This is a genomic window from Campylobacter sp. LR291e (assembly GCF_008633915.1).
Taxonomy (GTDB): domain Bacteria; phylum Campylobacterota; class Campylobacteria; order Campylobacterales; family Campylobacteraceae; genus Campylobacter_D.
The window spans coordinates 119,815-129,696 of the sequence record NZ_VJNV01000001.1 but is presented as its reverse complement, the minus strand read 5'-3'; the positions used below and the strand labels follow the sequence as shown (position 1 = coordinate 129,696).

The window sequence follows — 9,882 nt, the reverse complement described above, 5'->3', positions numbered from 1 at the left end:
GCCTTGATAGTTTCAAGTATGCTAATTTGTTCATCCATTGCCTTATCAGCTGTTTGAAGAACGCTTAATGCATCGTTAGCATTGTTAATAGCTTGTCCCAAGGTTGAAGCTTGTTGACGTAAAGAATCAGCAATCGCCATACCAGAGGCATCATCGGCTGCTGAGTTGATTCTAAGACCTGAGCTAAGTCTTTCTAGAGACTTATCCAACGAATTCGAGTTGCTTAGCGAATTTGTGTAAGCAGTAAGAGCTGCTACATTCGTGTTTATTCTAAAACTCATCTTAAATCCTTTCAAAAAATTGCTTAACAAGACAAAAGCAATAAATGTGCCAACTTTTTAAAATAACTTTAAAAGTGCTTTTTTATGGGATTTAAAAATACTTAATGCTAAAATTTAAAGATGATTTAAATTGTAATTTTGAAAAATTTATAATCTAATATGAGAAAAAATTACCCTTTTTTCAATTACACCAAATAAAAGGGCGTTTAATATAAAAATAATACCTACAAAGATAAAGGCTACATGAGGGGCAAAACTAGCTACTAAAGCACCATTTACAAAGGACCCACTAAAATTTCCTAAGAATTGAGCACTTTGATTAAAGCCTAAAATAATATTTAAATTCTTAGTATTAATGCCCTTTTTAAAGAGTGCGTTAACGCAAGGCATAAGCCCACCAAGTCCCATTCCAAGTATAAAGCGATATAAGATTAACATATAAATATTACTTGATATTGCTTGTAAAAAATATGTTAAACCACAAAAAATTAAGGCTACAAATATAACCTTGCTAGGTCCAACCTTATCTGCTAAACGAGCTATAAATGGAGTAAAGATTAAATTACTAATCCCAGCTACTGCTACTACAAGCCCTGAATAAAAGGCTATGTATGTACCATTATAAATTTCATCCACAAATAAAGTAATCATAGGCATTATGCCAAAGGTGCCTACTTGTATAAAAAAGGTAACTATAAATAAAACTATGATTAAACTTAAATTTTTTTCGTTTTTTTCTAAGCTTTGGGCTTTTTTGTGAATAATCTTTTTATTTTTATTTTTATTTTCCTTTATAAAAAATAAGATAGTTAAAAAAGAACAAGCTATTAAAGATGATATAAAATAAAAAACGCCCTTTATATTTAAAATTTCAGCCACTATCCCACCAAATAAAGGTCCTAATAAACTTCCACTAATTGAAGCAGTAGAAAGTGCCCCAAGCGTTGCAGTTACCTTTCTTTTTGGAGCAATCATAGCTATAAAAACAATAGCAGCTGAATTAAAGCCTGAAAAAATTCCCGTAAATGCCCTAACCAAAACTACTTCTAAGGCAGTATCTAAAAAGGTTAGACAAAGGGTTAAAACAGACATTCCAAGACTTGCCCTTAAAAGCATTTTTTTATAACCAAATTTAGCCCCAACCCATGCCCAAATAGGAGAAAAAATAGCCATAAATAAAGGCGTTATACCAAAGGCAAGACCAGAATAAAAGGCAATATCAGCACTATTTGTATAGCCTAAATTTTTCATATATAAGGGTAAAATCGGTGCCATTTGACTTAAACCCATACTTGTAGTAAAAATTCCAAACCAACACACAAAAACCGTTTTTTTAAAATCACTCATAAAGAAATTATAAAAATATTAATTTAATAAAATGTTATAAAATTAAGGTTAAAAATTATTTTAAAATTCTAGGCAAGGTTATACCTCTTTGCTTTTGATACTTACCTTTTTTATCCTTATAAGTAGTATCACAAGGTCCATCACCTTGTAAAAACAATACCTGGGCTATACCCTCGTTTGCATAAATTTTAGCAGGTAATGGAGTGGTATTTGAAATTTCTATGGTAATATGCCCTTCAAAACCTGGTTCAAACGGAGTTACATTTACTATAATCCCACATCTTGCATAGGTACTTTTTCCTAAACAAATAGCCAAAACATCATCTGGCATTTTAAAGTATTCAAGGGTTCTAGCTAGGGCAAAGGAATTTGCAGGCACTATGCAAATATCACCCTCAAAATCTACTACATTTTCATCTAAGAAATTTTTTGGGTCGACCATGGTTGAGTTTATATTTGTAAAAATTTTAAACTCACGCCCTACTCTTATATCATAACCATAGCTTGAAAGCCCATAACTTACAACGCCTTTTCCTATGTTAGCTTCGCAAAATGGTTTTATCATCTCGTGTTCTTGTGCCATTTTTCTTATCCAATTATCTGCTTTTAAACCCATATTTATCCTTAAAAACAATATACAAACGCAATTATAACTTATACAAAATTAAAATTTATTTTAAAAAATTTTGTTTCTTAAGCTTAAATCTCAAGTTTTTTTATATAATGTTAGTTTAAATTCTTTAAAATTAGGAGAAATTTTATGACCAAAGAAGAGATTAAAGAATTAGTAAATTTATTTGCCGAGACAAATATTAGTAAGATTAAAATCAAAGAACAAGATGGCTTTGAAATAGAACTTGAAAGGGATATGTGCTGTGATGTACCACAACCTGTTCAAACTCAAGTACAAGCTCCTCAACCTATAAATGTAAACGTAGTAAATGAAGTCCCTAACAATCAAAGTAAATCCAACAAACCAAGTATAAAAAGCCCTATGGTAGGCACCTTTTACCAAGCCCCAAGCCCTGGTGCAGCACCCTTTGTAAAGGCTGGTACTAGTGTTAAAAAAGGCGATACTGTAGCAATTATCGAGGCTATGAAGATAATGAATGAAATAGAGGCTGAATTTGATTGTAGGATAGTAGATATTCTGGTTTCTGATGGGCAACCTGTTGAATTTGGAATGCCTTTATTTGCTGTGGAGAAATTATAAAATGGAAATTAAAAATGTTTTGATTGCAAATCGAGGAGAGATTGCACTTCGTGCTTTAAGAACCATTAAAGAAATGGGAAAAAAGGCAATTTGTGTTTATTCAGAAGCAGATAAAGATGCCCTTTATCTAAAATACGCCGATGCTAGTATTTGCATAGGCAAGGCAAGGAGTTCTGAAAGTTATTTAAACATTCCAGCCATTATAGCAGCTTGTGAGATTAGCGAGGCAGATGCCATTTTTCCAGGATATGGTTTTTTAAGTGAGAATCAAAATTTCGTTGAAATTTGTTCAAAACATAATATTAAATTCATAGGTCCAACTGTTGAGTCAATGGCTTTAGTTTCTGATAAAAGCAAGGCAAAACAAGTAATGCAAAGGTCAGGCGTACCAGTGATTCCTGGAAGTGATGGGGCATTAAATGGAGTTAAAGCAACTAAAAAATTAGCAAAAGAAATAGGCTATCCTGTGATTTTAAAGGCCGCTGCTGGAGGTGGTGGTCGTGGTATGCGTATAGTGGAAAAAGAAAGGGATTTAGAAAAGGCATACTGGGCAGCTGAAAGCGAGGCTATGACAGCCTTTGGAGATGGTACCTTATACATGGAAAAATATATTCAAAATCCAAGACATATAGAAGTACAAGTTATAGGAGATAGCTTTGGGAATGTTATTCATATAGGAGAAAGGGATTGTTCTTTACAAAGAAGACATCAAAAATTAATAGAAGAAAGCCCTGCTATCTTACTTGATAACAAAACTAGGAAAAAATTGCACGAAACAGCAGTAACTGCAGCAAAGGCTATAGGCTATGAGGGGGCTGGTACCTTTGAATTTTTAGTGGATAAAAATTTAGATTTTTATTTTATAGAAATGAATACGCGTTTGCAAGTTGAACACTGCGTTAGTGAAATGGTAAGTGGCATTGATATAATAGAACAAATGATAAAAGTAGCCGAGGGCTATGCCTTACCTAGCCAAGATAAAATCAAACTTCACGGCCATTCTATAGAATGTAGAATCACAGCAGAAGATTCTAAAACCTTTTTGCCAAATCCAGGTAAGATTACAAAATATGTAGCCCCTGCTGGTAGAAATGTAAGAATGGAAAGTCATTGTTATCAAAATTATTCCGTGCCTCCTTTTTATGATTCTATGATAGGAAAACTCGTAGTTTGGGCAGAAGATAGGCACAGGGCCATTGCTAAAATGAAAGTAGCCTTAAATGAGTTAATCATTAGTGGCATTAAAACTACTAGGGATTTTCACTTAGAAATGATGGATAATAACGATTTTAACAATAACAACTACGATACAAATTATCTTGCAAGACATTAATCTTGCAAGGTTTTTTAACTTTACTTTTCTTTTTTATTTTCTTTGATTTTATAAACAACCATTTCAATTAAAATTCTCTTATCATGTGCTTGTAACATTTTTAGTATTTTTTCATCTTCAACGCTACTTATATCTAATTCTTCCATTTTTTAGCTCCTTTTTTGCAATTATAATATATTTTTGTTTTTAAAAGGCAAGATTTAAAGTATAATGTTAAAAATCAAAATTTAAAGTAAAAAAATGGATATAAAAAAGTCTTAAAAAAGCAGATAAGTTAAAAGAATTTTTAATACAAAATCCCATTGATTCTTAAAGCTTAAAGTCTATTGATAAGAATTTTAAATTAAATTATACCTATAATTCAAATACTATCGAGGGTAATACCATTAATTTTAGCCAGACTATGGCTATATTAATTGACGGGGCTACTATAGGTGAGAAAAGTTTGAAAGAACATTTAAAAATTAATAAACCATTCACGGTATAATTTTACATAGTATAGACAGGCAAAACGCAGGGGTATATAGAAAGATTTTAGTTAGCGTTAGCTATTTTATACCACATCAGCCTTTTAAAATTTTGCCACAAATAAATAATTTTTAAATACCCTTAACGAACTTAAAAATAAACTCCACCCTATATTACTAGCATCTTACACACATTTAGAATTTGTACGAATTCACCCCTTTATAGATGGTAATGGAATAACTGCAAGATTATTAGTGAATTTAGCCTTATTAAAGGCTGGATTTTGTGCTATTAGTATTGATATAGATAAAAAAGCTATATTACGAAGCCTTTAGGGAGTATTCATTAGACAAAAATACTTACAAAATAGATCTTTTCTTAATAAATTGTGTTATTGAAAGATTAGAATTTTTAAAAGATTTTTCTATTAAAAATAAGCAAAATAATTTGATATTGAGAAAAGCTAGGAATAAATTATAATTATCTAAAAACACAAAGGATAAAAAAATAAATGTGCGATACATAATTTTAGCATTTACAGTAATTGTATTAATATACACCTTTTATTATATGAATAAAATTAAAAAGAAAGATAAAAAAATCTTAAAAATATAAAAATTTATACTATTAAAAAGACTTAAAGGATTTATGATTACCACAATTGCCACTATTTTAGCTATTTTTACTATTATTCTTTTTGGTTTTATGATTTATTACGTTGTGTATAAAATTTCAAAGGTTTAAAAAATTAGATTTTGTAACCTATCTTACAAACTCATTTTCAAAGCAATTTTTTTTAAAAAAAATTTATTTAAAAAATTTCACCACAAAAAATTCACATTTAAAATATAAAAAATTTTTAGCTATTTATTCATATATAATGGTTTATTTTAGTAAGCTTAATTACAAAAAAGCCAGATTTTTATAAGAAAAAAATTTAAATTTTAAAAATATTTTTTTAAATTAATATATCGTTAACTTTTCTCTTTTAAACTTTTATTCGAACAAACACTCATACTCTAAAAAGAGAAAAACTCCTTAAAAAACAAATACCTAGCTAGGTCTTTTAAATGACGATTTTAGCTAGGTTAGCTATCTGTTTTTTTTTTTTTTAGATTTTAAATTCCTTAAATTTCGCATTTTTTAGCATTTTAAACTAATTTTAAGCTTATAATATCGCTTTTTTTGCTATAATCTCGTCGTTTATTTTAATTTTAAGGAGAATTCTTATGAAACTAGTTAAACTTAGTTTAGTTGCAGCACTAGCTGCAGGAACTTTTTCTGTGGCTAACGCTGTTCCATTAGAAGAAGCTATCAAAGACATTGATTTATCAGGTGTTTTAAGGTATCGTTACCGTCTTTCTAATGTTTCAAGTGGTGCAGGTCACTTCTCAGATGCGTTAAATGGACGTGGTTCAACTGTAGGCAATGGACAAAGTCACCACTGGGCTGCTATTCTTGGTATAAGCAAAGCCATAGGTGATAACTGGAAAGCATTCTTAGAATTAGATGCTCGTATCACTGATCAAAGCACTGGTGATGATAGTTCTTCAAACACAATACAAACTTTTTATGTAAATCAATTCTATTTAACTTATACAGCAGAAGATATAGCTACTCAAGTTATCTTAGGTAAACAAGCAGTAAATGCTATCTGGACTGAGAATGGTCACTGGCAATTAGTTGGTACAGGTGCTAAAGTTTTAAATCAAAGCATTGAAGGTTTAACCTTAGCTGCTTATGCTTTCGATGGATTTAACCCAATTGGTGTTACAGGTGGTAGGGAAGGTGACACTATTCTAAACAGTAGACTAATTGCTGATAGAATGGCTGATGATGAACCTGTATACAACCCATATTCAGAGAACCTATATGGTGTTGCAGCTATAGGTTCTTATGAAGCACTTGGTGGTGAACTTGATTCTCAATTATGGTTAGCTTATATTGATGAAGCAGCTTATCTATACGCATTAGATTTAGCTTATGGTACTACCTTTGGTGAAGATACAAAATGGGATCTTAGATTTGCATATTTAGGAAACTCAGTAACTGGCGATTTTGATGATGTATATCAAGGTGCAGTGGATGGGGGTAATTTCTTCGGTGTTAATGGTACTTTAAAAGTATCTGGTTTTGATGGAACATTAGGTTTCTTATACTATGGTGATAAAGATGCAATTACCTTTACTACACTTTCTGATAATGGTAATATAGGTGGTCTTTTAGCTGGTGAAGAAATTTACTATACTAATGGTTCTCAACTTTCAGGTGACCTTGGTCAAAATACCTTTGGTTATGTAAAATTTGGTTATACCTTTGATAAAGTGTTAAGATTTGGTTCTGATATAGTTTATGGTGGAACAAAAGTTAACAATGGTACACTTTATTCTAGTGGTGCTGGTGATAAGCTTGAATACACTGGCAGAATTGATTATAAATATTCTCCAAAACTTTCATTCCAAGGTTGGTATTCTTATGTAAATATCGACAACTCTTTACTTGAAGGTGAAAAACACTCAGTAAGGCTTCAAGCACTTTACAAATTCTAAGATTTTTAAATCTTTCTTGGGGAGTTTAGCTTTTGCTAAACTCCCTTTTTTTATGCCTTTTAAATTTTTAACTCATTTTTAGCAAAATATATAAATTTTATCTTTAAAATACCGATATTAGACATATCTAACAAAAAGGAGCAAAAAGATGGAAGTGAATACTTACTCAAATGTTGTAAGCACCACAGTATCATCAACAAGTGTTAGCAATAGTACGAAGGCAGATGAAGAGTCTAGCAGTTCAAGTTCTAGTACTACTTCAAGTACGGATTTAAGTTCAATGTCTATTGACGAGCTTAAAGAATTAGGGGGAAAAGGCATAACTGAAACTTATTTAATGCAGTATATGCAAATAAGTTTTACTTCAACTTACAGCAATTCAAGTGCTCAAAGTGGAATTGAAGGCTTATTAAATGCAGATTACTCAAGTAAGGCAGCTTCAATTTTAAGTTCTATAGACTTTGTAGCCATTGGCTACACTGGCACAAATCCACTTAATATGAGTACAGATGAGTTAAACGCACTTTTAAGCGAGGATGGCTTTTTCGGGGTTACAAATACAGCTAATCGTATAGCAAATTTTATCATTTCAGCAGCTGGAGATGACTTAAATAAACTTCAAGAAGGTCTTAAGGGTATGCAACAAGGGTTTGCACAGGCCGAGGCTACTTGGGGAGGTTCTTTACCTGATATTAGTCAACAAACTATGGCACTTGCCTTAGAACTAGTAACAGAAAGAATCAACGAACTTGGAGGCAACTCCGTTGATTTAGAAGCTTAAGTCTTAGGACTTAGGCTTTTTTTACTTCTTAAATATACAAATATACTTTAATAAAAATAATTAAAACTAAATTAGAATATCAGCAAGCATTAAAACGCATTGATGAGTTAATGTGTAAGGTAGAGATAAACACTAAAAAAGGCGATGAGTTAAAATTGTTAATGTTTTTAGTTGAAAGTTATGAAAATGAGTTTTATCCTATAGATGAGCCTGATTCTATCTGTGCTATTAAATTTAGAACGGAACAATTGGGCTTATATAATGTTTGATTTTTTAAATTTTAAAGCAAAATAGAACTACTAAATGGCGACAATGAATTTTAATATAGTTTTTCATGAGATGATGAAAGATTATGAATTTAAAAAAGAATATGAGGTTTTAAAACATGAATTTGGATTAAAAAACAACTTGTACAAGCAAGAATTGATAGTAAATTAACGCAAAATGAGATTGCTAAAAAATGAAAATGAAACAATCAAATTTAGCAAGATTTGAGAAATCAATGGATGCTAAATTTAGCACTATTTTAAAATATGCAAAAACCCTTGGGATAAAAGAATTAAAAATTTCACTAGTATAATTATTTTAAATTTTGTTTTCTTTTAAACTCCCTTAAAATCTTTATCAAATCAAGCCAAAAGATAATATAACCAAATTTATAAAGATTTTTATGGGCTTTCATAAAGCAAAGCCCAATTTATAAGAAAGGTGTTCTTTATAAAATAAACTTTTATCATAGTCAAGGCATTTTTTAATATCTAAATTTTTATATTTTGAATCAAAGTTAATCAACACTTTATAAAATTTTTCTTTTCTTTTATGGTCCTTTGCTATTTTGTTAAGTATAAAGGGCAGTTTTATAAGCCCTTTTAAGCTTTTAGAATTTGCTATCATAGCCTTTCCAAGCTTATAAGAAAGCATATTTTGCACCCTTAAAATAACTGAATTTCTTATTTCATTTGGCAGTGGATAGTGTAAAATTTTTATACTTAATTTCGTTAAATTCCAAGTTTTTAAAGGAATTTTACTTTCATCTTTGTAAAGTTTGCAGTCCTTAAAATCGCTATCTTCAAAGAGTGCAAATCTATTTTTATGAGTATTATTGTAGATATAATCATACACAAATTCTAACTTTTCTAAGGGTTCGTTTAGGCTTTGTAGCTTTCTTCTAAAAGCCATGGGTTTAAAAATACATTTTTATCAAAATCAAATTTAGTATCTTCTATATTTTGAGTTCTGAGGAGTTTTGCCATTTGAGCATTTTTTATATTTGATATAATTTCTTTATTTAAAATAGTAGAGTTTTCACTCATCCAAAAAAATATTATCCTTTACCTTTCTTGCAAGATTTCCAGCATAAATTGTACCTAAGTAATGAATTTTATTTATAAAAGAATTAAGCCTAAAACAGCACCTGAAAAAACCTTTGCCCCTTTCATAAAGATATTATTTCTACCACTCTAAACCCATCGCCTATAAAAATGCTTTTTCCAATAGACGCTCTTTTTTCACTTTTCCTATCAAAGATAAAATGGCCGTCCCCTATTTGCATAGAAATGTCCCAAGAAAACATAGGATTATCGCCTATTATCATATTTTGATATTCCCAAAGATATATTGTAGTACCACCAAGAGATGGACTTTTGTGCCTAATCTTTCCAACATAAAAAAGACTATCACTTTAAAGTTCTAAATACTTTATACTATCTCCTATACAAAGCTACTGCACTACTTCCTATAAAATTTATATTTACCACACTAGACCCTGCAAAAAATACTATATTATTACTTCCACTAAAATTTAATCTTAAATTTCTTTGCAAATTTAAATCACCATAAATAATATTACCCTTTTCATCAATATGCTTTTGCATAAATTTCCCTTTTATTGTGAATGAAATCCTAAATTT

General features: G+C 30.2%; 13 protein-coding genes and 2 pseudogenes. 7 read left to right on the top strand and 8 right to left on the bottom strand.

Features of this window, described 5'->3' with window-relative positions; all coding sequences use genetic code 11:
* The 3 genes and pseudogenes from FMM58_RS00650 to dcd all read right to left on the bottom strand — a co-directional run.
* Positions 1-281: pseudogene (locus FMM58_RS00650) on the bottom strand (flagellin); the annotation flags it as partial.
* A 147-nt stretch (positions 282-428) separates the two neighbouring features.
* Entirely contained in the window at positions 429-1,628 is a 1,200-nt protein-coding gene (locus tag FMM58_RS00645; RefSeq protein WP_150151432.1) for an MFS transporter, read from the bottom strand.
* Between the two features lie 55 nt (positions 1,629-1,683).
* Positions 1,684-2,244 (bottom strand): dCTP deaminase, encoded by a 561-nt coding sequence (dcd, locus tag FMM58_RS00640; protein WP_150151429.1) that lies wholly within the window; start codon positions 2,242-2,244, stop codon positions 1,684-1,686.
* A 144-nt stretch (positions 2,245-2,388) separates the two neighbouring features.
* Between dcd and accB the strand changes: the two genes are divergently transcribed.
* A complete protein-coding gene (gene accB, locus FMM58_RS00635) occupies positions 2,389-2,841 on the top strand; it encodes an acetyl-CoA carboxylase biotin carboxyl carrier protein (protein WP_150139436.1) in 453 nt (150 codons plus the stop codon).
* A 1-nt stretch (position 2,842) separates the two neighbouring features.
* Positions 2,843-4,174 (top strand): acetyl-CoA carboxylase biotin carboxylase subunit, encoded by a 1,332-nt coding sequence (locus FMM58_RS00630; RefSeq protein WP_150139435.1) that lies wholly within the window; start codon positions 2,843-2,845, stop codon positions 4,172-4,174.
* Between the two features lie 20 nt (positions 4,175-4,194).
* Here the strand turns inward: FMM58_RS00630 and FMM58_RS09075 are convergent, their stop codons facing one another.
* The gene (locus FMM58_RS09075; RefSeq protein WP_263312593.1) at positions 4,195-4,320 is read right to left on the bottom strand and encodes a hypothetical protein; all 126 of its coding nucleotides are present in this window, start codon (positions 4,318-4,320) and stop codon (positions 4,195-4,197) included.
* Positions 4,321-4,794: 474 nt separating this feature from the next.
* Here FMM58_RS09075 and FMM58_RS09295 point away from each other — a divergent pair.
* The 5 genes and pseudogenes from FMM58_RS09295 to FMM58_RS09070 all read left to right on the top strand — a co-directional run.
* Positions 4,795-4,977, top strand: a pseudogene (locus FMM58_RS09295) (Fic family protein); the annotation flags it as partial.
* Positions 4,978-5,871: 894 nt separating this feature from the next.
* A complete protein-coding gene (locus tag FMM58_RS00620; protein WP_150180271.1) occupies positions 5,872-7,191 on the top strand; it encodes a major outer membrane protein in 1,320 nt (439 codons plus the stop codon).
* 148 nt (positions 7,192-7,339) lie between these two features.
* The gene (locus tag FMM58_RS00615) at positions 7,340-7,972 is read left to right on the top strand and encodes a hypothetical protein (RefSeq protein WP_150139429.1); all 633 of its coding nucleotides are present in this window, start codon (positions 7,340-7,342) and stop codon (positions 7,970-7,972) included.
* Between the two features lie 110 nt (positions 7,973-8,082).
* Positions 8,083-8,241 carry a hypothetical protein gene (locus FMM58_RS00610; RefSeq protein ID WP_190318998.1) on the top strand — a complete coding sequence of 53 codons (159 nt, stop codon included), beginning with the start codon at positions 8,083-8,085 and terminating at the stop codon, positions 8,239-8,241.
* Between the two features lie 43 nt (positions 8,242-8,284).
* Positions 8,285-8,410, top strand: a complete 126-nt coding sequence (locus tag FMM58_RS09070; protein ID WP_263312790.1) for a hypothetical protein — start codon at positions 8,285-8,287, stop codon at positions 8,408-8,410.
* A gap of 240 nt (positions 8,411-8,650) precedes the next feature.
* Here the strand turns inward: FMM58_RS09070 and FMM58_RS00605 are convergent, their stop codons facing one another.
* The 4 genes from FMM58_RS00605 to FMM58_RS08570 all read right to left on the bottom strand — a co-directional run bounded on the left by FMM58_RS00605 (position 8,651) and on the right by FMM58_RS08570 (position 9,846).
* On the bottom strand, positions 8,651-9,151 hold the full coding sequence (locus FMM58_RS00605) for a hypothetical protein (protein ID WP_150139425.1): 501 nt from the start codon (positions 9,149-9,151) through the stop codon (positions 8,651-8,653).
* On the bottom strand, positions 9,121-9,285 hold the full coding sequence (locus tag FMM58_RS08580) for a hypothetical protein (RefSeq protein WP_190317913.1): 165 nt from the start codon (positions 9,283-9,285) through the stop codon (positions 9,121-9,123). Before FMM58_RS08580 ends, FMM58_RS00605 begins: the two co-directional genes overlap by 31 nt.
* Before the next feature lie 122 nt (positions 9,286-9,407).
* A complete protein-coding gene (locus FMM58_RS08575) occupies positions 9,408-9,566 on the bottom strand; it encodes a hypothetical protein (protein ID WP_190317912.1) in 159 nt (52 codons plus the stop codon).
* A gap of 109 nt (positions 9,567-9,675) precedes the next feature.
* Positions 9,676-9,846 carry a hypothetical protein gene (locus FMM58_RS08570; protein ID WP_190317911.1) on the bottom strand — a complete coding sequence of 57 codons (171 nt, stop codon included), beginning with the start codon at positions 9,844-9,846 and terminating at the stop codon, positions 9,676-9,678.
* Between the last annotated feature and the right edge of the window lie 36 nt (positions 9,847-9,882).